The sequence below is a fragment of the Neisseria sp. P0020.S005 genome, assembly GCF_051957055.1.
Taxonomy (GTDB): domain Bacteria; phylum Pseudomonadota; class Gammaproteobacteria; order Burkholderiales; family Neisseriaceae; genus Neisseria; species Neisseria subflava_A.
In genome coordinates this window covers 1-22514 of the sequence record NZ_JBQCWV010000013.1, presented here as the reverse complement: position 1 = coordinate 22514, position 22514 = coordinate 1, and the positions used below count along the sequence as shown (strand labels likewise).

Below are 22514 nucleotides of genomic sequence, written 5' to 3'. Positions count from 1 at the left end.
TCAGACGGCCTGAAGGATATGGGTGTTGGAAAACAGGCTAAAATAAGGGCGTGTGCAACACGCCCTGCAATAGATTGAAAGATGCGGAATTGTACAAAAAAATGCTTGATAATTCAATGTTTGTACCCAAACAAAGGCCGTCTGAAAAGTTTCAGACGGCCTTTGGTTATGAATCGATGATTAAATATCCATCGGTTTCCATTCTGCGCCTTTTACCGGCGGCAGCCATGATTGCGTACCGCTGGAGGCAAATCCCCACAAGGTGTCGGGGAGACCGTAATGGTCGGCACGCGTCGGATCGAGTTGCGTTTCGATTTCATCTTCGCGGCCTTCACGGATTTGCGTGGCGATGTGCGGATTAATCATCACGGTTTTGCCCAATGCGATAAATTCTGCCCAGCCGGTTTCATAGGCGGCCAAAATTTGGTCGGCGGTAAACAGGTTGCCCACGCCGATAAGCGGCAGTTTGCCGTTGATGCGTTCGTGGATAAACTGCATACGGGTTTGGGCGGTATCGCCGCCGCGACGGATTTTTTTATCAAATTCCCACAGGGAAACGTGCAGATATTGCAGCGGTTTTTGTACCAATGCGTCAATCAGTGCGCCGGTTTCGGTCATGGTTAAGCCGTCGTCGCCCGGTTCTTCAGGGGAGAAGCGGTAGCCGATGATGAAGTCGTTGCGCTGGTGTTTTTCACGGACGGCAACCACGGCATCGATCACGGCAAGCGGGAAGCGCATTCTGTTTTCCAAGCTGCCGCCCCATTGGTCGTTGCGGCGGTTGCTTTGGGCAGAGTAAAACTGTTGGATCAGATAGCCGTTCGCGCCGTGGATTTCCACGCCGTCAAAACCGGCACGAAGCGCCAAATCGGCGGCTTGCGCATAAGAGGCGATGAGTGCTTCGACTTCTTCTGCGGTCGCTTCGCGTGCGTGTTCGGCTTCGCTGGCGGAAGCGCTGATTTTGTCGAGACCGTCCAAAAGGTCATCAACGGCTTTGGAACCGCCGTGATGGATTTGCAAAATCGCTTTTGCGCCTTGTTGTTGCAGGATTTGTGCGGTTTCTTTCAGGCTGTCGAGGCAGTGTTCGCCTGTGGCTTCAGGTTGGCCGTGAAAGGCTTTGCCGTCTTTTTGAACCAAAGTGGCGGCAGTGATAAACATGCCCATATCGCCTGCGCGGTTGTTGAGGAAGGTACGCTCTTGGTCGCTGATCAAACCGTCGGCTTGTGAGCCGAAATGGGTCATGGGGGCGACGACAAGGCGGTTTTTGATGGTTACGCCGTTATTGAGGGTGTATGTTTGGAAGAGTGGGGCGTATTTTGGATTCATGAGATTTTGCTCTTGATAAGTGAATGGTTGGCAGAGGATTGGGCCATTCGGGAAATTATCAAGTACACAGGCCGTCTGAAAAATTTCAGACGGCCTGTTTATTCTTTAAGCCTTAGGATTAAAGATTAGGATTGACAATGATTTTTACTGCGGATTCGTTGTTGTGGATCAAGCGCTCGAAGCCTTCGGAAATCAGTTCGTCCAGTTTGATGCGTTGGGTGATGAAAGGCTCAAGGTTGATTTTGCCTTCTTCAACCAATTTGATGGTTTCTGCATGGTCGTTGCAGTAGGCGATGGTGCCGCGCACGTCCAGCTCTTTCATCACAACGCTGTGGACGTTGATGGTAGCGGGGTGGCTCCAAATGGATACGATGACGACTTTCGCAGTCGGACGGCACGCTTCGACCATGGTGTCCAGCACTTTGTTGACGCTGGTGCATTCGAATGCAACGTCTACGCCTTCGCCGTTGGTCAGTTTTTTCACTTCTTCAACGACATCGACTTCGGACGGGTCGAGGATGTAGTCGGCCACGCCGGCTTCGCGTGCTTTGTCTTTGCGTGCTTTGCTCAATTCGGTGATGATGACTTTGATGCCTTTGGCTTTCAATACGGCAGCCAACAGCAAACCGATTGGACCTGCACCGCCGACCAATGCGACGTCGCCTTCTTTCGCGCCACTGCGTACATAAGCATGGTGGCCGACAGACAGAGGCTCAATCAAAGCAGCTTGGTCCAATGGGATTTTGTCGGAAATAGGGTGTACCCAACGGCGTTTAACGGCGATTTTTTCAGACAAGCCGCCACCGCAACCGCCCAAGCCGATGAAGTTCATGTCTTTGGAGAGGTGGTAGTTGCTGCCTTCGCCGGTCGGTACGTCGTCGCGGATGATGTAGGGTTCGACAACAACGTGTTGACCGACTTTGATGTCATCCACGCCTTCACCTACGGCATAAACCACGCCGGAGAACTCGTGACCCATGGTTACAGGGGCTGACTCGCCGGAGATTGGATGCGGATGGCCGCAAGGCGGAATGAAAATCGGGCCTTCCATGAATTCGTGCAGGTCGGTACCGCAGATACCGCACCAAGCAACATTGATGCCGACAGTACCCGGAGCTACGGTTGGCTCGGGAATGTCTTCGATGCGGATGTCGCCTTTGTTGTAAAAACGTGCTGCTTTCATTGTAACGCTCCTTTTTTTAAGTGGAGGCCGTCTGAAAAAGACGGTCAATTGGGGAAAGGGAAGCAGTGTGGCGTGTGAAATGTTTTTATTGATATGTTTTATGTTTGTTATTTTACTACTGATAATATGAAAATGGTTTGTCTTTGCTCAAATTAAAGTTTGTAAATGAAAAAAAAGGCCGTCTGAAACGGATAATATATTTTCAGACGGCCTGGGGGCAATAGTTTGAATGCGTTATGGTGTAGGATTGTTACTTTTGCCGCGCTTCAGATGTTTTTGGTAGGCGATGACGTAATCGGCCTTGCTTAAGCCCGCCAATACGCGGATGTGGGCAGCGGCGGATTTGGACATGGATGCCAAAGTATAGCCGCCTTCCAGTACGGAAACGACACGTCCTTGACAGCTTGCCGTTGCTTGGACGATTTTGTGCGTCAGCCAGGCAAAGTCGGCTTCATGCAGGTTCAGACGGCCTGTTTCGTCTTGTTTGTGCCCGTCAAAACCTGCCGAAAGCAACACCAACTCGGGACGGAAAGCCGTGAGCTTGGGCAGCCATTGTTCGCGGATGGTCGTGCGGAAGATACGGCTGCCTGTACCTGGTTTGAGGGGCGTATGCAGCATATTCTTATTGCCGGCGTATTGTTCCGCTTGAGGGAAGGGAAAGATGTCGGTTTCAAACAGGTTGAAAAACATCACGCGCGGATCGTCTCGGAGAATCTCCGCCGTACCGTCGCCGAAGTGGGCGTCGAAATCAATGACGGCGATTCGTTGCAAGCGGTATTGGGCAATGGCGTGCATCACACCGGCGGCGGTGTTGTTGACGAGGCAGAATCCGCTGGCGCTGTTGCTGTGGGCATGGTGGCCTGGCGGGCGGATGGCGCAAAAAGCATGCCAGGCTTTTTTGTTCATCACCATATCGACTGCTTTGACAACGGCTCCGGCCGCAAAACGGGCGGCTTGAAGGGAGTCGTGGCAGATGACCGTATCGTCATCGATGCGGTGGATTTTGCCGGGTAGCGGCTGGGCGGCCTCCAATTCGTGCAGATAGTTGCGCGAGTGGACCAATGCCAGTTGTGCATCTTTGATTTCGGGTGCTTCAGCGGTTTGCAGATGACGCCAAATGCCTTCCGTTTTTAAGGCGGCTTGAATGGCGCTGATGCGTTCTGGCTTGTCGGGGTGGTTGGTGCCCGGCTGGTGCTGCAGAAATATCGGATGGGAAATCCATACGGTGCGGGCATTTTTGCCAAGTAGTCGACGCAGCAGGGTACGCACGCGCCAAATGATTTTTTTAAGCATGGAAAGTGTGTATCGAACGAGTCGCACGGACTGCTAAATATGGTTAATAAATACGGAAATGCTTGGAAATTTTTCAGACGGCCTTTAGAATAGCTCAATTTTACAGTCCGACCAACTGCGTTTTGGACTGTATGCAGTTTTTTACTTTATCTTAAAACTCAAAAGAACGGATATATTATGAATCAAGCTGTGGCTCAATTTGCCCCTTTACTGTTGATTATGGTGGTGTTTTACTTCCTGATTATGCGTCCTCAACAAAAGAAATTCAAAGCACATCAAGCTATGCTGGCTGCTTTGAAAGTAGGCGATAAAGTCGTTTTGGCTGCAGGTTTCAAAGGCCGCGTGACCAAAGTCGGCGAGCAATTCTACACTGTCGACATCGGCCAAGGTGCGAGAATCGAAGTAGAAGTGGAACGCAACGCGATTGCCGCGAAAGCCGAATAATCCGTTTTTTTGCGAAAAGCCGCCTCATTTTCCGAGTGCGGCTGTTTGCCTTTATAAATAAAGCAAAGGTTTACCATGAACCGTTATCCTTTATGGAAATACCTGCTGATTGCGTTCACGATTGTGGTTGCGGCTGTTTACTCGCTGCCCAACCTTTTCGGTGAAACGCCTGCCGTACAGGTATCGACCAACCGACAAGCCATTGTTATCAATGAGCAAACCCAGTCTAAAGTGTCTTCTGCGTTACAAAGCGCAGGTATTCAGACTGATGGTATGTTCATTGTCGATAATTCGCTGAAAGTGCGTTTTAAAGATACTGAAACGCAATTAAAAGCGCGTGATGTCATCGAAAACACTTTGGGCGAAGGCTATATTACCGCGCTCAACCTTTTGGCGGACAGTCCTGAGTGGATGGCGAAAATTAAAGCCAATCCGATGTTCTTGGGTCTGGACTTGCGCGGCGGTGTGCATTTCACCATGCAGGTGGACATGAAAGCCGCGATGCAGAAAACGTTTGAACGTTACGCCGGCGACATCCGCCGCGAATTGCGTCGCGAAAAAATCCGTACCGGTACGGTGCATCAGGCTGAAAATGGTCTGACTGTGCCTCTGCAAGATGCTGCCGATGTACAAAAGGCTTTGCCTCAGTTGCAAAAGATGTTCCCTGAAGCCACTTTGCTTGCAGACGGCAACAATATCGTGCTGACTCTGTCTGAAGAGGCGATCAATAAAGTACGTTCTGATGCGGTAAAACAAAACATCAACACTTTGCACAATCGTGTGAATGAATTGGGTGTGGCAGAACCGGTTATCCAGCAATCCGGTCTTGACCGCATCGTTGTACAGCTGCCGGGTGTACAAGATACTGCCAAAGCCAAAGACATTATCGGTCGTACCGCGACTTTGGAAGTTCGCATGGTGGAAGACGATCCGATTAAACTACAGGAAGCCTTGAACGGTAATGTACCGACTGGTTATGAGTTGCTGTCAAGCGGTGGCGATCGTCCGGAAACTATTTTGGTCAACAAACAAGTTGAACTGACCGGTGACAACATCAACGACGCGCAACCTAGCTTTGACCAAATGGGTGCGCCTGCCGTGAGCCTGAGCTTGGACAGCGCAGGTGGCAGCATTTTTGGCGAATTGACTTCGGCCAATGTGGGTAAACGTATGGCTATGGTGTTGATCGACCAAGGTAAATCCGAAGTCGTGACCGCGCCTGTCATCCGCTCCGCCATTACCGGTGGTCGTGTAGAAATTTCCGGCAGCATGACAACTGCCGAAGCCAACGATACTTCATTGTTGCTGCGTGCCGGCTCGCTGGCTGCGCCTATGCAAATTGTTGAAGAACGTACCATCGGTCCGTCTTTGGGTAAAGAAAACATTGAAAAAGGTTTCAATTCCACTTTGTGGGGCTTTGCCGCTGTTGCTGCGTTTATGGTGGTTTACTACCGCCTGATGGGTTTCTTCTCTACCATCGCTTTGAGTACCAATATCTTGTTCTTGGTAGGTATTTTGTCTGCCATGCAGGCAACGCTGACCTTGCCGGGTATTGCCGCCTTGGCTTTGACCTTGGGTATGGCGATTGACTCCAACGTGTTGATTAATGAACGTATCCGTGAGGAACTGCGTGCCGGTGTCGCACCGCAGCAGGCCATCAACCTCGGTTTCCAACACGCTTGGGCAACCATTGTCGACTCTAACTTGACCTCCCTGATTGCCGGTATCGCTTTGTTGGTATTCGGTTCCGGCCCGGTACGCGGTTTTGCCGTTGTGCACTGTATCGGTATTCTGACTTCGATGTATTCATCCGTGGTCGTGTTCCGTGCTTTGGTCAACTTGTGGTACGGCCGTCGCCGCAAATTGCAAAATATTTCCATCGGTTCGGTATGGAAGCCGAAAGCTGAAATGGCAGAAGGCAAGGAGTAAAACATGGAATTATTTAAAATCAAACGCGATATTCCGTTTATGAGCTACGGCAAACTGACGACTTTTATTTCGTTGGTTACGTTTATCGCCGCCGTGTTCTTTTTGGTAACCAAAGGCCTGAATTTCTCCGTCGAATTTACCGGCGGTACGGTGATGGAAGTCCAATATCAGCAGGGCGTGGATGTGAATAAAACACGCGAACGCCTCGATACGCTGAAAATGGGTGATGTACAGGTTCAGGCATTGGGTACGAACAAGCACATCATGATTCGCCTGCCGAACAAAGAAGGCGTAACGTCTGCCCAGCTGTCCAACCAAGTAATGGATTTGCTGAAAAAAGATAATCCTGACGTTACCTTGCGCCAAGTTGAATTCATCGGCCCTCAGGTTGGTGAAGAATTGGTTACCAATGGGTTGATGGCATTAGGCTTCGTAGTGGCAGGTATCATTATTTACTTGTCCATGCGTTTTGAGTGGCGTTTTGCAGTATCCGCGATTATTGCGAATATGCACGATATCGTGATTATTCTCGGCTGTTTCGCCTTCTTCCAATGGGAATTCTCATTGACTGTCTTGGCAGGTATTTTGGCAGTTTTGGGTTATTCCGTGAACGAATCTGTGGTTGTGTTTGACCGTATTCGTGAAAACTTCCGTAAGCCGCATATGCGCGGCCACACTGTGCCGGAGGTCATCGACAACGCGATTACCGCAACCATGAGCCGTACCATCATTACCCACGGTTCGACCGAGGCAATGGTTGTTTCTATGCTGGTGTTCGGCGGTGCAGCCTTGCACGGTTTCTCTATGGCGCTGACCATCGGTATTGTGTTCGGTATTTACTCTTCCGTATTGGTTGCCAGCCCGCTCTTGCTGATGTTTGGCTTGAGTCGTGAGAACATTGCCAAAGAAGTGAAGAAAAAAGAAGAAGTTGTAGTTTAATCGCTGCAATGCTGCGATAAAGGCCGTCTGAAAATTGATTGAATCAGTTTTCAGACGGCCTTTTGTATTTAAATTTCAGAATATTTTGTTTTAATGAAATGAGAGGGGATAAATGTGAAAGAAAAAGAAAAAATAGGAACAATATAATTTTGTGATGAATCAAGTTTATTGTCTGATATGCCCTTAATTGCTTGTCAGTCCCAATATTTTAAAACATAATACTTTTGCCCCCGATGCTGGAGTTTTACTACAAGTACATGATTTGCAAAAAATCTGTCGGGTGTGCAGACCCTGCCAATCAACCTCAAATAAGGAAGGTTAAGAATGAAAGTAACCAGTTTCGGCGAAGTGCTGTGGGACGATTTTCCAAACGGAAAGGTATTGGGTGGTGCACCCCTGAATGTTACCGTTCGTTTGCAGTCTTTGGGTATCGATACTGCCATTATCAGCCGTCGCGGCGATGATGCCGATGGCGAAGAATTGCTACGCCAGATTCAAAGCAAAAACGTCAACACTGATTATTTGCAGGTTTGTCACGAATGTGCGACCAGCTTGGTGAAAGTACACTTGGACAAGTGTGGCAGCGCGTCTTATGAGATTGTTTATCCTTGCGCGTGGGACAGGATTGCGGTTGATGATGCGGCAATCAAACGTGTGGCAGAATCCGATGCTTTCGTTTTTGGCAGCTTGGCAACCCGTGATGAAGTTTCGCGTAAAAGCTTGGTAGTTTTGCTGAAAGAAGCCAAATTCAAAATTTTTGACGTTAATCTGCGCAAGCCGCATTACGATATTGCCCGCTTGCTGGAGACCATGAAACAGTCCGATATGGTCAAACTCAACGATGATGAGTTGTATGAATTGGCTGCGGCTTACGGCTCTCCTTATCACAGTATCGAGCAAAATATCGGCTACCTCGTTGAGCTGACCGGCGTCAAAATTCTTTGCGTGACTTTGGGCAGCCATGGTGCGGTTTTGTATAAGGATGGCGAGTTATACCGTCATTGCGGTTTCCGCGTCAAAGTGGTGGATACCGTCGGCTCCGGCGACAGCTTTCTTGGCGGTTTGACTTACAAACTGTTGAACAATGCGCCTCCTCAAGAAGCCATTGCTTTTGCTTGTGCGCTGGGTGCATTGGTGGCTTCACGTCATGGTGCGACGGCGGATATTTCTTTGGAAGAAGTTGAAGCGTTTATGAATCCGGCTTGATGCTTCGATAATAAATATAAAAAGGCCGTCTGAAAAACCATTAAATCAGGTTTTTCAGACGGCCTGAGTGTTTTCAGGCGTTACCAATAAGTTGTAAAACACTCCAAGTTGGTATTTTTCGGGCCGCCGCCTTCTTCGGTTGGCGAACCAATCATCATCAGGCCGATGATTTTGTCTTTGTCGGAACACTCAAATGCTTCGCGCAACAATGGGCTGTTGACCCACATGCCCGTAATCCAAACGTTGTCGAAGCCTTGAGCAGAAGCAGCCAGTTGCAAAGCATATGCGGCACATCCGGCAGTCAGCATTTGCTCCCATTCGGGTTTGGGTTTTGCCACTTCACGGTTCGGCACGAATGTAACGCCGATAATCATAGGCGCCATGTTGCCGACACGTTCGGCTTTTTTCATGGCGTCATCGCCGAAGTTGAGTTCGGTAACGGTCTTGCTCAACAGCTCGCGGAAACGTTGCAAGCCGGCCTCGCTTTGAATCACAGTAAAGCGGAAAGGGCGCATATTGCCGTGATCAGGAACTTGTGTTGCCGCTTGCAGCATTTGTTCCAGTTGCTCGGCATTGGGCGCCGGAGCAGTCAGTTTTTTGGAAGAGCGACGTGTGGTTAGGAGATTTAAGGCATCCATTTTTATTCTTTCTTGTGAATTCGAATGAGAATAATTATATAGCAGAACGATAAATAAATCAGCAAAGGGCTAAGGCCGTCTGAATTAAGGTTTCAGACGGCCTTTGAGTTTTACAGGATACCGTTGTTTTGTGTATTTTCAGTCATCAGTGCTTTGCTGATTTCGTCGGCGGTGTAGCTCTTACCGTTTCCGAATACAAAGCTGTCGACATTATTGTTGGCAATGTCATGGATGGTCAGGGTGTCGCCTGTATCTTTGATGGTTAAGACCCAATCATCGCCGGTTTTCAACTGTAAATCTTTCAGCGTCAGCCCTTCTTTGAAAAGGACTTGGGTATCGCTGCCACCATACGGATTAAAGGTATCATTGCCGCTGTTTCTACCAAACATGATAACGGTGTTTTCGGCACCCGGGTCGGTAATGGTATCGTTACCACCAGCCGTATCAACAATGTTGATGCCTCGGCCCAAAGTAATGGTTTCATCGCTGCGGTTGCCCCTGTATTCGACAACAGAAGTGTAACGCGACAAATCTAAATCGCTGTTGTCGCTGTCGGCGTGGATGGTGTGGTTGAAGTTGTTGTACACATCACGGTTGAGTTCTTCAACAGGTTGGCTGGTGTATTGGACGATGTTTGTGTTACCGATCATGTGCGGGATAGACAGTTTGAAGTGGTTGATTAGCTCGCCGGTGCTGTATGAGGTATTGCCGTCAAACTGAAACTCGGAAATCGCACCATAAATACCGCTTTGGTTTTTGATGGTTAAAACATCGTCTGTGCCTTTAATGCGGATATGCCAAGTATCGCCATCCAGCAGGGGATTGGATACAAATTGGTTGCTGTCGGGCAGGTCGGCAATCCTGGTTTTGTCGTAACCTTTTTCAACGGTAATTTCAAGGTCGTCAAGGGTAATGCCGCCGGTAAATTTCACGACGTTGGCGTTGAGCGTGTGCAGGCCGGCCTCGCTGTCAAAACCGAAGTTGTAGTCAAAAATGGTGTCGTGGCCGTAACCTTTGCCGAAAACATAGGTATCGTTGTGTTCGCCACCTTCCAGATAATCATTGCCTGCGCCGCCGTCAAGCAGGTCGGTACCTACATGGGCATAGAGTTTGTCATTGCCGTTGCCACCATAAAGTTTATCGTCGGAATCCGGCTCAGTGCTGTAATAGGTTGCACTGTGTTCGCGCAAGATGTCATCGCCATCGTGGCCGTAGAGGGTGTCATGGCCGTCGTTGCCGCCGTCGATTTCATTGTCGGCTGCATTACCATGCAAAGTGTCATCGCCGTCAGTACCGGCAAATTTAATGGTTTCGGCTTTCTGCGCTTGGAAGGCTTGTTGGAACTGCGCGGCAGTGTAGGTTTGATCGTTGAACTGGAAACGGTCGATGGAAATGCTGCCATCTGCGCCAATTTGGTTTTGAATCAGGGCTGAACCTTGCTCCGAAGTAATTTCCCAGCTTTGGCTGCCGTCGTCGTTATGAATGGTCTTCAGGTTGAGCTTGGCATTGTTCAGGCCGTCTGAAAACTTGAGGGTATTGATGCCTTGGTTATCGATAATGGTATCGTTGTCGCCGTAGATATAGGTATCGTTTCCGGCACCGCCTTTCAGAATGTCTTTGCCGTTGCCGCCCAGCAAAATGTCGTCGCCTGCGTCACCGTTGATGACATCGTTACCGTCGCCGCCATCTAGATAGTCGTTGCCGTCGCCGCCGTTGAGGTTGTCGTTGCCACCCATGCCGTAAACGGTATCATCACCGCGTCCGCTGTTGAGGCGGTTGCGGCCTTCGTTACCGGTCAGGATGTTATTGCTGTTGTTGCCGGCGGCAAAAATATTGGCCGAGCCGGTCAGGGTAACATTTTCGACGTGGGTAGCGGCGGTGTGGGAAATGCTGCTGAATACGGTATCTTCGCCGCCGCCAGCTTGTTCAATCACCACGTCTTTTACATCATCAACGTAGTAAGTGTCATTGCCATCCCCGCCTTCCATAATGTCGGCATCGGTTTTGCCATCGATTATATCATCGCCGGATGTGCCGATCAGGTAGTCATTGTCGTCGCTGCCATCGATGGTTTGACCGCTTTCGGTATGCTCAGTCAGAGAAATATCAAAATATTTGGCAAAGTTGTTTACATCCAGTTTTTGAGTGCCAATGATGAAGTGGGAGACTGCCGGTGTTGTACCGTTTTGAGTGTATTGGTTTTTGATGGTTAAAACGGCGTTGCTGTTTTTTACGGCAATCAGCCAGTCGTAACCGCCGGTCTCGTTGTTTTGGACTTCAACGGTTAAATCGTTAAGGCTCAGGTCGGTATGAAAGCGGATGCTGTTGTGGCCTTGATTATCGATGATGGTGTCTTGCTCGCTTTTTGCAGAGAAAAGGTAGGTATCGTCGCCTTCGCCACCTTCAAGCACATCGTTGCCTGCTTCGCCGTTGAGGATGTCATTGCCTGTTTCGCCGAAAAGAAAGTCGTTGCCTTCGCCGCCATTGATGACATCGTCGCCACCGCCGCCGTAAACGATGTCGTCACCGCGCCCGCTGTTGAGGCGGTTGCGGCCTTCATTGCCGATGAGGATGTTGTTGCTGTTGTTGCCTGCGCCGAAGATGTTGGCTGTACCGGTCAAAACAAGGTTTTTAACGTGGTTTGGAAGGGTATAGCTGACGTTGCTGCAAACCGTATCATCGCCGCCATTTGGGTTTTCAATGATTGTATCGTCACTGAGGGTTACATAATAAACGTCATCTTCCGACGTTCCTATCGTTACTTGTTCAAGGACGGAAGGTTGTAATTGCTCTAAATGTCGTAATTCAAATTGCGCATTGGGGGTGCGCATTGCTTTTTCGATTGTCATGATATTTTCTTTAGATATTGATGAGAGTAACAAGGAAGTAAACGTATCCGGCATATGGCCGGTATTGCTTAATTTGTATTGTGTTTAGGCTGTATATACTAGTGCTGAAATTTGATAAAAACAACAGAAACGTTAAGATATGACAATATATAGAGAGCTTTATCAGGCTTTGTCTGCCGTCTATTCCTTTGCTAAATGGCTTTGCCTTGTATGTCTGTTTTGTTTCTTATATACCACACATCAATTTTCATAGTTTCAAACTATGAATGGTTGTAAAAAGGCCGTCTGAAAAAAAGAAGCAGGTTTCGCATTGCAAAACCTGCTTCTGATTTTTCAGACGGCCTGTCTGATTACAGAGTACGGGCAACTTCGACGATGTCGAAACATTCGAGTTGGTCGCCTTCCATAATCTCGTTATAGCCTTTAAGCATCAGACCGCACTCGAAGCCCATGCGGACTTCTTTGACGTCGTCTTTGTAGCGTTTCAAAGAAGACAGCTCACCGGTATGGATAACCACGTTGTTGCGGATGAGGCGGACATGGGAATCGCGTTTGACCACACCGTCGGTAACCATACAGCCTGCAATGTTGCCGACTTTGGAAACGGAGATGACCTGACGGATTTCGACTGTACCGGTTACTTGCTCTTTCTCTTCCGGAGAGAGCATACCGCTCATGGCGGCTTTCACATCATCGATGGCATCGTAAATGATGTTGTAGTAACGGATTTCCACGTTTTCATTCTCAGCCAGTTTGCGTGCGGAAGCATCTGCACGGACGTTAAAGCCGATGATGAATGCGCCGGAAGCGATGGCCAAGTTGACATCAGATTCGGTAATGCCGCCAACGCCGCTGTGCAACACGTTCACTTTCACTTCGTCAGTGGACAGTTTTTTCAGGCTGCCCGCCAAAGCTTCGTAAGAACCTTGTACGTCTGCTTTGATGATGACAGACAAGGATTGGGCTTGGTTTTCGCCCATGTTGTTGAACATGTTTTCCAGTTTTGCGGCCTGTTGTTTGGCCAAGCGCACGTCGCGGTATTTGCCTTGACGGAAGAGGGCGATTTCGCGCGCTTTTTTCTCGTCGGCCAATACCATTGCATCTTCGCCTGCGTTCGGTACGTCGGACAAGCCGAGGATTTCGACAGGGATAGACGGACCGGCTTCATTGATGGCTTTGCCGTTTTCGTCAACCATTGCACGGATTTTACCGAATGCAGTACCGGCCAGCAGCATATCGCCTTTTTTCAGTGTACCGCTTTGAACCAGCAATGTGGCAACTGCGCCGCGGCCTTTGTCCAAACGTGCCTCAACGATGATACCTTTGGCAGGTGCATCGACTTGGGCAGTCAGTTCCAAAACTTCAGCTTCGAGCAAGACGGCTTCGAGCAATGCATCGATGTTCAGGCCTTTTTTAGCAGAAACGTCGATGAACTGTACATCGCCGCCCCATTCATCAGGCACGACTTCGTGCGCAGTCAGCTCTTGGCGGATACGCTCTGGGTTGGCAGCTTCTTTATCGATTTTGTTGACGGCAACCACAATTGGTACGCCGGCGGCTTTAGCGTGGGCAATTGCCTCGATGGTTTGCGGCATCACACCGTCGTCGGCTGCAACCACAAGAATTACGATATCGGTTGCTTTCGCACCGCGCGCACGCATTGCGGTAAACGCTTCGTGACCCGGAGTATCCAAGAAGGTAATCACGCCGCGAGGGGTTTCAACGTGGTATGCACCGATGTGTTGGGTAATGCCACCCGCTTCGCCTTGTACCACCTTGGCACGGCGGATGTAGTCCAGCAGGGAAGTTTTACCGTGGTCAACGTGACCCATCACGGTAACAACCGGAGGACGCGGCAATGCTTCGGCTTCTACTGTTTCAATGCCTTCATCCAGGAATGCTTCAGGGTCGTCGGCTGCGGCAGGTTTACCGATGTGGCCGAGTTCTTCCACGACAATCAGGGCAGTGTCTTGGTCGATGGATTGGTTGATGGTTACCATCATGCCCATTTTCATCAGGGCTTTAACCACTTCGACACCTTTAACGGCCATTTTGTGTGCCAAGTCGGCAACGGTAATGGTTTCAGGCACTAAAACTTCGTGTACGACAGGTTCGGTCGGCGCTTGGAAGGCGTGTTGGTTTGGCTCAAGTTTGAGTTTTTTGCCTTTTTTGCCGCCGCGTACGCGCTCGTCGTCGCCAGTGCGTGTATTGTTGCGGTCGCGACCACCTTTGCCGCCTTTGCCTTTAGCATTGCGGCCTTGAGTGTCTTCATCACGCTCACGACGGTCTTCTTTTTTACTGCGCGCGTTGTGTTCGGATTTGCCTTCGCCGGATGCTGCTTTAGCTTTCTCGGCAGGTTTACTGCGTTCGCCTGATTTGGCTTCTTTAGTAGGTTTTGAGTCTTTCTCGGCCTGTTGTTTTATGGCTTCACGGCGTGCTTGACGCTCTTGTTTTTCTTTCAACAAGGCTTCTTGATGCGCACGCAGGGCGGCGGCACGACGGGCTTCTTCATCGCGTTGAGCCTGTTCTTCCACGCTGACGACAGGTTGCGGTACGGCAGGAGCGGCAGGTTTAGCTGCCTTTTTCGCTTCTTTGCCTTTGCCGCCTTTGTCTTGTTTGGCTTTGGCAGGTTTCTTGGCTTCGGCTGGTTTTTCAGCTTCAACGGATTTTTCAGACGGCTTGTTGTCTGCTTTAGCTTCAACTTTTACTTCGGTCTTGGCTTCTACAGCTTCAACCGGTTTGGCTTCTTCTTTTTTAGCTTCGGCAGGTTTGCCTTCCGCTTTTGGTGCGGCTTTGGCAGCTTTCAGTCTGGCTGCTTCGGCCTCTGCTTTGGCGCGGGCTTCGGCTTTTGCGGCAGCTTCTGCTTCAGCTTTGGCTTTTTCTTCGGCAGCTTGGGCGGCTGCTTTTTCTGCTTCGGCTTTTTGGTTTTCCGCTGCTACTTTGGCTTTGGCTTCCGCTGCCAATTCTTCGGAAGAAGGAATGGTAACGGCACGGCTGCGGCGGCGTGTTTCCACTTTTACGCCGTCAACGGTGCTGACTTCGGTTTTTTTGCGGCGGATGCTGATGGTGCCGCTGTTGCTGCCGTTTTTCTTTTGCAGGTAAGCAGTCAACAGTTGTTTGTCGTCAGTGGTTATGCTGTCATTGCCGCTGTTTTTGTTGACCCCGGCTTCTTTCAATTGTTTAAGCAAATCATCGACGGGGCGGTTTAGTTCGGCGGCAAATTGCGCTACGGTTGTATTACTCATTCAGTACCCCCTTAGTTATTTTCTTCAGTAAACCAGTGTTCGCGTGCAGCCAAAATCACTTTTTTGGCTTCTTCTTCGTCAACACCGGTAATTTCGACCAATTCGTCAACAGACAATTCGGCCAGATCATCGCGTTGGGTAACGCCGGCTTCGGCCAGTTTGCGCAACATATCGGAATCTACGCCGTCCAAATTGCGCATGTCTTCAGACACTTCGCCCAGTTTTTCTTCTGCGGCGATGGTAATGGTCAGGATCGCGTCGCGTGCGCGGTTGCGCAGGGTTTCAACGATTTCTTCGTCAAAGCCGTCAATGGCGAGCAATTCTGCCGCTGGAACATAAGCAACTTCTTCCAAAGTGGCAAAGCCTTCTTCCACCAAAATATCGGCGGTTTCGTCGTCGATGTTCAAGTGGGTGGTGAAGAGGTTGCGGATAACGGCGTCTTCAGCGGCATTGCGCTCATCGGCTTCTTCAACGGTCATGATGTTCAGCTGCCAGCCGGTCAGGATGGAAGCCAGGCGGACGTTTTGACCGCCGCGGCCGATGGCCAGCGCCAGTTGGTTTTCATCAACAATTACGTCAACAGCGTGTTTGTCTTCATCAATCACGATGCGGCTCACTTCGGCAGGAGACAGTGCATTCATCACGAATTGGGCAGGCTCAGGAGACCACAATACGATGTCGATGCGTTCGCCGGACAATTCGTTGCTCACAGCGTTAACACGGGAACCGCGCACGCCGATACAAGTACCTTGCGGGTCGATGCGTTGGTCGTTGGCTTTAACGGCAACTTTGGCGCGTTGGCCGGGGTCGCGTGCTACTTCGCGGATTTCCAACAGGCCGTCTGCAATTTCAGGCACTTCGTTGGCGTAGAGTTTGGCCAAGAAGTCGCCGCTGGTACGGCTCAAAATGACTTGTTTGCGGCCGGTATTGCCGATTTCGTCCACACGCAGGAAGAGGGCGCGGATGCGGTCGCCGCTGCGGAAGTTTTCGCGCGGAATCATTTCTTCGCGCGGAATCAGTGCGTCAAGTTTGCCTGCGACAACTTCAACGATGATGCCGTGGCGCTCAACGCGTTTTACCGTACCGGAAACGATGTCTTCTTTAGAAGCGAGGAACTCGTTCAGGTTTTGCTCGCGCTCCGCATCACGGATGCGTTGCAGAATGATTTGTTTGGCAGTTTGAGCTGCTTGGCGGCCGAAGCCTTCGTTTGGCAGCTGCTCTTCGTAGTATTCGCCGATTTGGATGGTAGTGCCGGGAATTTCTTCTTGGATTTCCTCGATGGTTTTTTCTACGTCGGGGTAGGTGTAGTCTTCATCGGCAACAATCAGCCAGCGGCGGAAGGTTTGGTATTCGCCGGTGTCGCGGTCGATTTCGACGCGCACGTCCATGTGCTCGCGGTCGGCTTTTTTCTTGGCAGCAGTAGAGAGGGCGAATTCAAGGGCTTTGAATACGACTTCCGTTTCAACGTTTTTTTCACTTGCCAGCGCTTCGGCCAGCTGTAACATTTCGCGACTCATTTTCTAGAATCTCCAAGTAATCGGTTTTTAAAATTTAAATTCGGGGCGCAAACGGGCTTTGTCGATGTTGCTCAATTCGATTTGGGCAGTTTTGCCGTCGAAAGAGACGGTAACAATGTCGTTTTCGCAAGATTCGATGCGGCCGATGAAGTTTTTCTGACCATCAATCGGCAGGCGTGTTTTGATTTTGGCGTTCTGGCCGGCAAAGCGCACGAAGTCGGCGGCTTTTTTCAGCGGACGGTCAAGGCCCGGGCTGGAGATTTCCAAACGTTTGTAGTCGATGTCTTCAACCATAAACACGCGGCTCAGATGGTTGCTGACAGTGGCGCAGTCTTCGACGGTGATGCCGCCTTCTTTATCGATGAAAACGCGTAAATCGCCTTGTGCGGTCAGTTCGAAATCGACCAGCTCGTAGCCCAAGCCGGGCAGGGTTTTATCAAGAATGCTTTGAATATCCATGCTTCTCCAGAAGTACATAAACAAAAAAATGGCCGCGCGGCCATTTTTCGTGTGATTTGAAAAATTGGCCTATTATAACTGTTTTCAAGATAAAAGAAAAGTGTTGATTTGGCGTGGATTTTTTGAAGTGATTGCTTAAATGTAAAGTGTGGGGTCGATGCCGTCTGAAAAGGGAATTGTTGACAAGTTTTGGTGTGGTGTTTCTTAAATTATTTTGTAAAACAAAGAATTGGTATTGCTTTGTTTTCAGACGGCCTTGTATTTCCTGATTTTTCGTGCTTGCACAATGTGCAAGGCGGTTCTACAATTTCTTCATACCCACCGAATAAGAAAGAAGGCCGCCATGTCCGCACACCCGATTTACAATTTTTCCGCAGGTCCTGCCGTATTGCCGGAAGCGGTATTGCGTACCGCGCAACAGGAAATGCTCGACTACAACGGCACGGGTTTCCCCGTGATGGCGATGAGCCACCGTTCGGATATGTTTTTGAGTATTCTGCATCATGCCGAACAAGACTTGCGCCAGCTTTTGAATATTCCGTCCAACTATAAAATCCTGTTTTTACAGGGTGGCGCGACCACGCAATTTAATATGGTAGCCATGAATTTGGCGCACGGTTTTGCGACTGCCGACGCGGTGGTAACGGGCAACTGGAGCCGTATTGCCTATGAGCAGATGAGCCGTTTGAGCAATGCCGAAATCCGTTTGGCTGCGCATGGCGGCGAACAATATGCCTATAAAAACCTGCCTGCGGTGGAGGATTGGGATGTCAACCCGAATTCTGCGTTTGTTCATTTTGCGATTAATGAAACCGTAAACGGCTTGCAGTATCAAAACGTCCCCAAACTTTCAGCCGGCCTGCCGCCGCTGGTGTGCGATATGTCGAGCGAGATTTTGTCTCGTGAGTTTAATGTGTCCGATTACGGCTTGATTTATGCCGGCGCGCAAAAAAATATCGGCCCTGCCGGTGCAACCGTGGTCATTATCCGCGAGGATTTACTGGAGCGTTGTCCGAACGATATTCCCGATGTGTTCAATTACCGCTCTCACATCAACCGCGACGGTATGTACAACACGCCTTCCACTTATGCGATTTATATGTCGGGCTTGGTGTTCCGCTGGCTGCAAACTCAGGGCGGTGTGAAAAAAATTGAAGCGGTCAATCGAATAAAGGCGCAAACCTTGTATGAGACGATAGACGGCAGCGGCGGTTTTTACATCAACGATATCCATCCTGATGCGCGATCCAAAATGAATGTGGTCTTCAAAACCGCAAGCGAAGACTTGGACCGCCGCTTTGTGTTGGAAGCCGAGTTGCAGGGCTTGTGCCTGCTTAAGGGTTATAAAACCGTCGGTGGTATGCGTGCCAGCATTTACAATGCGATGCTGCTTGAAGGTGTGAATGTGTTGGCCGACTTTATGAAAGATTTTCAACGGCGTTATGGTTAAGACTTAAGATCAAAAGGCCGTCTGAAACTGGGTTTCAGACGGCCTTTTGATTTGAACAAGCCTTATTCGGTGACTTCTTCAGTGATGCTGTCGCGGTAGATAGTGCTGTCGTAAGTCGGAACAGGAGGCGGCAGCAGGCTGTCGAGCGTTAGCGCGGACGGGTTCAGCGTAGGATAGCCGCTGAAGGTGACGGAATAACCGCCGTTGCCGGTATTGCGGACTTTGGCATGCGCGCCCAACGGGAAAGTGGTTTTGTTGGTGATGTGGCCGAATGGGAAGCCGGTCAACACAGGAATCTTGGCGGTGCGCGAAATGTGGTTGACGACGGCGGAGAAATCGTAGCTGGAGTCGTACACGTCGCGGATGGTGCCCATGCGGAAATCGCCGAAGATGATGGCGCGTTGTTTTTGCAAAACACCTGACAGATAAAGCGTATTGAGCATGCGCTCGATGCGGTAGGGTTGCTCGCTGACGTCTTCGATAAAGAGGATGCCGCCTTGAATATCGGGCATGTAAGGCGTACCGGCGAGGGAGGCGAGAACGCTGAGGTTGCCGCCCCATAATGTGCCTTCGACGTTGACATCGGCGCGTTGGATGGTCGGAACATCAACGATGTTGACGTTGTTGGTCGTGCCGCGGATGAACGAATCCATGGTAAAGACGCTGGGGTCTGCTTTGCCGAATTCGCTGTACACCATCGGGCCTGCAAAGCTCATCATATTGCCTTTGGCCAACAGGGCGAGTTGGACGGCGCACACGTCGCTGAAACCGAAGAACAATGTACCGCGTTCGCGCATTCTGGCGCCGAGTGAGGAAAAGTCGATTTGCGGCAGGATGCGTGCCGCGCCGTAGCCGCCGCGCAGGCCCATCAAGACTTTGGGCGTTTCGACGCGGCCGCTGGCAACGTCTTGGAAGTCGGCGGCGCGTTGGGCGTCGCTGCCGGCAAAGCGTTGGTAACGGCGGCTGCCTGCCTGTTGGTTGGTTACGGTAAAGCCTGCGTTGTAGAGGCGGGTCAGGCCGGTGGTCACGCGGTTGGGGTCTTCGGCGAAGCCTGACGGCGCAACAACGCGCAGGAGGTTGTCGCCGGAACGTGGCGGATGGGGTTGCTTAGGTTGCACGGTTTTGGCTTTCGCGGTGGTAGAAGTGGTTTTGGTTTGCGGCGTGGTGGTCGTGCCTGTGCCGCAGGCTTGCAACAATCCTGCACCTGCCGCGGCAGAGCAGGTACGCAAGAAATGGCGGCGCGTGGTGGAGTTCATTGAGGTTTTCCTTTCGTTATATGTTCAGACGGCCTGAACTTGGCGTGTCGGACCTTACAGGCCGTCTGAAAGTTTAAGCGATTAAGTTTTTGATTTGTTCCGGCCAATTTTCAGGCAAGGTCATACCGTGTTCGCGTACGGGCGCGGCCCAAATCGGCGCAGGAAAGTTGGCGTCGTTTTCAAAGCGGGCGATGACGTGCCAATGCAGATGGGGCACAACATTGCCGAGGCTGGCCAGATTGATTTTGGCCGGGCTGAAGACTTGGCGCATTGCAGCTTCAACCTGATACACCATTTCCATGATTTCGTTGCGTTCGGCAGGGGAAAGGTCGGTCATCTCGGAAACATGGTTATTCCAAATAACGCGGCAGAATGCCGGTGTACCGGCTTCGTTGTGGACGGCGATAACGCGCAGATTGGGCGTTTGCAGCAAAATGTCTTCGTTGTCGGCAGTGCAGATGGGGCAGGTCATGGTTTTCTCTTTTTCAGTCTGAATAGGAATCGGGTGATTGCCATCAGGATTTTTAGAATGAGGTAAATAGCAGTCAGCGTGATGAATGTGAACAGCCACGGTTCAGGTATAAACCACCAAAATAAATAGGAGGGCGTGATTCAGTCGGCACATTCTTCGGCACTCTTAACGTGATCACACAATCCAAATTTAAAAAAATTATTGACATCATGAAAGGGCGAATAGGCGAACATAAGCGCTATTGGCGTCACACAAACCAATGCAATGACGGCAATCCAAAATAACGGCTTGAGATGTTTGAGTGCAGTCATGGACGCAGTGTTATGCAAATTTTGCTGCGCCTCGGTTGGCAAGCTCGTCGGCTTTTTCGTTTTCAGGGTGTCCGGCATGGCCTTTTACCCACGTCCAGCGGACATCGTGCTGTTGAACCAGGCTATCCAGCTCTTTCCATAAATCGTCGTTTTTGACCGGTTTTTTGGCGGCGGTTTTCCAGCCGTTTTTTTTCCAGCCGTGTATCCAGCTTTCCATGCCGTTTTTGACGTATTGCGAGTCGGTGCAGATGACGACTTGGCAGCGGCGTTTTAGAGATTTCAGTCCTTCGATGACGGCGGTCAGCTCCATGCGGTTGTTGGTGGTTTCGGCTTCGCCGCCGAACAATTCTTTTTCATGTGTGCCGTAGCGCATAAATACCCCCCAGCCGCCTGCACCGGGGTTGCCTTTGCATGCGCCGTCTGTGTAGAGGTAAACGGGTTTATCCATGGGCATGTCTTTGTCGAATAAGGCGGTATCATAACATAAGGCCGTCTGAAATATCGGCAAATACGGTTTGCGCGTGTAAAATACCCTGCACTTATCACTCGTATAGAAAGCAGGCAGATATGGGATTGTTCAGCGGCCTTTTGGGCAATGCTTCGCAAAAAGACGCCGATGCGGTGGAACGCGATTTGGCGAATATCCTGATTGATGGCGAACAGGTAAAAATGGCATTCAGCCTGGTGCGCGATTTGATTGTGTTTACCGAATATCGGCTGGTGTTGGTGGACAAGCAGGGTTTGACCGGCAAGAAAGTGTCTTACCGTTCGATTCCGTATCGTTCCGTATCGCGCTTTTCGGTGGAAATCTCGGGTCATTTCGATTTGGATGCCGAGCTGAAGATTTGGGTTTCTTCCAGCGAAGTGCCGACTGAAACCTTGCAGTTTAAAAGCGACAAGAGCGTGATTGCCATTCAAAAAGCCTTGGCAGAAGCTGTGTTGAAACCGTCAAAATAGAAAGGAAATATGATGAGCGAACAGCAAGAATTGTTTTGTTACAAACAGATGCCGGTGTGGACGGCGGACGAGATTCCCGAAGCTTTGTTGTCCAAACACAATACCGCCGCCGGTACTTGGGGCTGCCTCAATGTCCTCCAAGGCCGTCTGAATTTCAACGAAGTGGACGAGGCGGGCAATATTACGGCCACGCACGAGCTGACGCCTGAAAGCGATGATTGGATTATCCATCCGCAAGCATGGCACTTTATCGCGCCGCAAACGCAAGATACGGAAATCCAACTGTCGTTTTACTGCGAGGCGGCGGACTATTTCAATAAGAAATACGGCATGAGCGCGACACATTCGGCCGTCCGCGCTGCCGAAAGCATCGTACCTGTCGGCAAGGTTTTGGATATGGGCTGCGGTCAGGGGCGCAATGCGCTGTATTTAGGTTTGAAAGGTTTTGACGTTACCGCTGTCGATAATAATCCGAACGCGGTTCAAAACGTGGAAGAGCTGGCGCATATCGAAGAGTTGAATGTCCGCGCGTTTGAATACGACCTCAACGCCGCTAATATTCAGGAAAACTTTGATTATATGGTGGCGACCGTGGTGTTTATGTTCTTGATGCCGCGTTACGTTCCTGACGTGATTGCCAATATGAAGGAACACACCAACCCTGGCGGCTACAACTTGATCGTGTCTGCGATGGATACGGAAGATTTCCCTTGCCCGATGCCGTTCCCGTTCAAGTTTGGAGAGGGTGAACTGCGCGAATACTATAAAGATTGGGAATTGGTGGAATACAAGGAAGAGCTGGGCTCGATGCACGCGAAAGACGAATTCGGCAATCCGATTCAGTTTAAATTCGTCACCATGCTGGCGAAGAAACCGCAATAAAGGTTTTGCCGTCAAAAGGCCGTCTGAATTCAGTTTTCAGACGGCCTGAGACCTTTGCAAAATTCCTTTCCCCCAACAGCCGAAATCCAAACATAGGTTTTCGTCTATTTCCGCTCCTAATTACTCCTGATTTTACCCAAATATCCCCTTAATTCCCCTTG

Annotated in this window: 18 protein-coding genes; 7 read left to right on the top strand and 11 right to left on the bottom strand. The window is 50.2% G+C overall.

Translation table 11 applies throughout. The features are described 5' to 3' along the window. Positions 1-180: 180 nt before the first annotated feature. The 3 genes from ACTHTU_RS09950 to ACTHTU_RS09940 form a co-directional block, all read right to left on the bottom strand. The gene (locus ACTHTU_RS09950) at positions 181-1323 is read right to left on the bottom strand and encodes an NADH-dependent flavin oxidoreductase (protein WP_440362451.1); all 1143 of its coding nucleotides are present in this window, start codon (positions 1321-1323) and stop codon (positions 181-183) included. Positions 1324-1441: 118 nt separating this feature from the next. Next, positions 1442-2506 (bottom strand): 2,3-butanediol dehydrogenase, encoded by a 1065-nt coding sequence (locus ACTHTU_RS09945; protein WP_003745670.1) that lies wholly within the window; start codon positions 2504-2506, stop codon positions 1442-1444. A gap of 234 nt (positions 2507-2740) precedes the next feature. Next, positions 2741-3799 (bottom strand): histone deacetylase family protein, encoded by a 1059-nt coding sequence (locus ACTHTU_RS09940; RefSeq protein WP_440362450.1) that lies wholly within the window; start codon positions 3797-3799, stop codon positions 2741-2743. A 177-nt stretch (positions 3800-3976) separates the two neighbouring features. Between ACTHTU_RS09940 and yajC the strand changes: the two genes are divergently transcribed. The 4 genes from yajC to ACTHTU_RS09920 all read left to right on the top strand — a co-directional run bounded on the left by yajC (position 3977) and on the right by ACTHTU_RS09920 (position 8317). After that, the gene (yajC, locus tag ACTHTU_RS09935; RefSeq protein ID WP_003678762.1) at positions 3977-4243 is read left to right on the top strand and encodes a preprotein translocase subunit YajC; all 267 of its coding nucleotides are present in this window, start codon (positions 3977-3979) and stop codon (positions 4241-4243) included. A 75-nt stretch (positions 4244-4318) separates the two neighbouring features. Then, on the top strand, positions 4319-6172 hold the full coding sequence (gene secD, locus ACTHTU_RS09930) for a protein translocase subunit SecD (protein ID WP_440362449.1): 1854 nt from the start codon (positions 4319-4321) through the stop codon (positions 6170-6172). Positions 6173-6175: 3 nt separating this feature from the next. Next, entirely contained in the window at positions 6176-7111 is a 936-nt protein-coding gene (secF, locus tag ACTHTU_RS09925) for a protein translocase subunit SecF (RefSeq protein WP_003686183.1), read from the top strand. Positions 7112-7435: 324 nt separating this feature from the next. Beyond that, positions 7436-8317, top strand: coding sequence for a carbohydrate kinase family protein (locus ACTHTU_RS09920; RefSeq protein ID WP_440362448.1), 882 nt, complete (start codon positions 7436-7438; stop codon positions 8315-8317). An 80-nt stretch (positions 8318-8397) separates the two neighbouring features. On the opposite strand, the gene ACTHTU_RS09915 is transcribed toward ACTHTU_RS09920, so the two are convergent. The 5 genes from ACTHTU_RS09915 to rimP form a co-directional block, all read right to left on the bottom strand. Then, positions 8398-8955: a nitroreductase family protein gene (locus tag ACTHTU_RS09915; RefSeq protein ID WP_440362447.1), complete on the bottom strand. Its 558-nt coding sequence runs from the start codon at positions 8953-8955 to the stop codon at positions 8398-8400. A gap of 110 nt (positions 8956-9065) precedes the next feature. Then, on the bottom strand, positions 9066-11804 hold the full coding sequence (locus ACTHTU_RS09910; protein ID WP_440362446.1) for a calcium-binding protein: 2739 nt from the start codon (positions 11802-11804) through the stop codon (positions 9066-9068). Between the two features lie 350 nt (positions 11805-12154). Next, a complete protein-coding gene (infB, locus tag ACTHTU_RS09905) occupies positions 12155-15049 on the bottom strand; it encodes a translation initiation factor IF-2 (protein WP_440362445.1) in 2895 nt (964 codons plus the stop codon). A gap of 11 nt (positions 15050-15060) precedes the next feature. Then, entirely contained in the window at positions 15061-16566 is a 1506-nt protein-coding gene (nusA, locus tag ACTHTU_RS09900; RefSeq protein WP_049330906.1) for a transcription termination factor NusA, read from the bottom strand. 27 nt (positions 16567-16593) lie between these two features. Continuing rightward, positions 16594-17025: a ribosome maturation factor RimP gene (rimP, locus tag ACTHTU_RS09895; protein ID WP_003685973.1), complete on the bottom strand. Its 432-nt coding sequence runs from the start codon at positions 17023-17025 to the stop codon at positions 16594-16596. Positions 17026-17368: 343 nt separating this feature from the next. On the opposite strand from rimP, the gene serC reads away from it, so the two are divergent. Beyond that, positions 17369-18475 carry a phosphoserine transaminase gene (gene serC / locus ACTHTU_RS09890; protein WP_440362444.1) on the top strand — a complete coding sequence of 369 codons (1107 nt, stop codon included), beginning with the start codon at positions 17369-17371 and terminating at the stop codon, positions 18473-18475. Between the two features lie 62 nt (positions 18476-18537). Here serC and ACTHTU_RS09885 read toward each other — a convergent pair whose 3' ends face one another. The 3 genes from ACTHTU_RS09885 to rnhA all read right to left on the bottom strand — a co-directional run bounded on the left by ACTHTU_RS09885 (position 18538) and on the right by rnhA (position 20962). Continuing rightward, positions 18538-19731: an LD-carboxypeptidase gene (locus tag ACTHTU_RS09885; protein WP_440362443.1), complete on the bottom strand. Its 1194-nt coding sequence runs from the start codon at positions 19729-19731 to the stop codon at positions 18538-18540. Between the two features lie 73 nt (positions 19732-19804). Next, positions 19805-20203, bottom strand: coding sequence for an HIT family protein (locus ACTHTU_RS09880; protein WP_440362442.1), 399 nt, complete (start codon positions 20201-20203; stop codon positions 19805-19807). A 321-nt stretch (positions 20204-20524) separates the two neighbouring features. After that, on the bottom strand, positions 20525-20962 hold the full coding sequence (rnhA, locus tag ACTHTU_RS09875) for a ribonuclease HI (RefSeq protein ID WP_049350717.1): 438 nt from the start codon (positions 20960-20962) through the stop codon (positions 20525-20527). Between the two features lie 119 nt (positions 20963-21081). On the opposite strand from rnhA, the gene ACTHTU_RS09870 reads away from it, so the two are divergent. Both ACTHTU_RS09870 and tehB read left to right on the top strand, forming a co-directional pair. Further along, positions 21082-21471 (top strand): PH domain-containing protein, encoded by a 390-nt coding sequence (locus ACTHTU_RS09870; RefSeq protein ID WP_440362441.1) that lies wholly within the window; start codon positions 21082-21084, stop codon positions 21469-21471. Positions 21472-21483: 12 nt separating this feature from the next. Then, positions 21484-22353, top strand: coding sequence for an SAM-dependent methyltransferase TehB (gene tehB, locus ACTHTU_RS09865; RefSeq protein WP_440362440.1), 870 nt, complete (start codon positions 21484-21486; stop codon positions 22351-22353). Positions 22354-22514: the final 161 nt, after the last annotated feature.

What these genes read in the sequence shown, in the direction of transcription:
- nusA (WP_049330906.1), bottom strand. Translation starts at nt 16,566, where the DNA reads ATGAGTCGCGAAATGTTACAGCTGGCCGAAGCGCTGGCAAGTGAAAAA.
- secD (WP_440362449.1), top strand. Translation starts at nt 4,319, where the DNA reads ATGAACCGTTATCCTTTATGGAAATACCTGCTGATTGCGTTCACGATT.
- ACTHTU_RS09920 (WP_440362448.1), top strand. Translation starts at nt 7,436, where the DNA reads ATGAAAGTAACCAGTTTCGGCGAAGTGCTGTGGGACGATTTTCCAAAC.
- ACTHTU_RS09940 (WP_440362450.1), bottom strand. Translation starts at nt 3,799, where the DNA reads ATGCTTAAAAAAATCATTTGGCGCGTGCGTACCCTGCTGCGTCGACTA.
- serC (WP_440362444.1), top strand. Translation starts at nt 17,369, where the DNA reads ATGTCCGCACACCCGATTTACAATTTTTCCGCAGGTCCTGCCGTATTG.
- ACTHTU_RS09915 (WP_440362447.1), bottom strand. Translation starts at nt 8,955, where the DNA reads ATGGATGCCTTAAATCTCCTAACCACACGTCGCTCTTCCAAAAAACTG.
- ACTHTU_RS09950 (WP_440362451.1), bottom strand. Translation starts at nt 1,323, where the DNA reads ATGAATCCAAAATACGCCCCACTCTTCCAAACATACACCCTCAATAAC.
- rnhA (WP_049350717.1), bottom strand. Translation starts at nt 20,962, where the DNA reads ATGGATAAACCCGTTTACCTCTACACAGACGGCGCATGCAAAGGCAAC.
- yajC (WP_003678762.1), top strand. Translation starts at nt 3,977, where the DNA reads ATGAATCAAGCTGTGGCTCAATTTGCCCCTTTACTGTTGATTATGGTG.
- ACTHTU_RS09910 (WP_440362446.1), bottom strand. Translation starts at nt 11,804, where the DNA reads ATGACAATCGAAAAAGCAATGCGCACCCCCAATGCGCAATTTGAATTA.
- tehB (WP_440362440.1), top strand. Translation starts at nt 21,484, where the DNA reads ATGAGCGAACAGCAAGAATTGTTTTGTTACAAACAGATGCCGGTGTGG.
- rimP (WP_003685973.1), bottom strand. Translation starts at nt 17,025, where the DNA reads ATGGATATTCAAAGCATTCTTGATAAAACCCTGCCCGGCTTGGGCTAC.
- ACTHTU_RS09880 (WP_440362442.1), bottom strand. Translation starts at nt 20,203, where the DNA reads ATGACCTGCCCCATCTGCACTGCCGACAACGAAGACATTTTGCTGCAA.
- ACTHTU_RS09885 (WP_440362443.1), bottom strand. Translation starts at nt 19,731, where the DNA reads ATGAACTCCACCACGCGCCGCCATTTCTTGCGTACCTGCTCTGCCGCG.
- ACTHTU_RS09945 (WP_003745670.1), bottom strand. Translation starts at nt 2,506, where the DNA reads ATGAAAGCAGCACGTTTTTACAACAAAGGCGACATCCGCATCGAAGAC.
- secF (WP_003686183.1), top strand. Translation starts at nt 6,176, where the DNA reads ATGGAATTATTTAAAATCAAACGCGATATTCCGTTTATGAGCTACGGC.
- ACTHTU_RS09870 (WP_440362441.1), top strand. Translation starts at nt 21,082, where the DNA reads ATGGGATTGTTCAGCGGCCTTTTGGGCAATGCTTCGCAAAAAGACGCC.
- infB (WP_440362445.1), bottom strand. Translation starts at nt 15,049, where the DNA reads ATGAGTAATACAACCGTAGCGCAATTTGCCGCCGAACTAAACCGCCCC.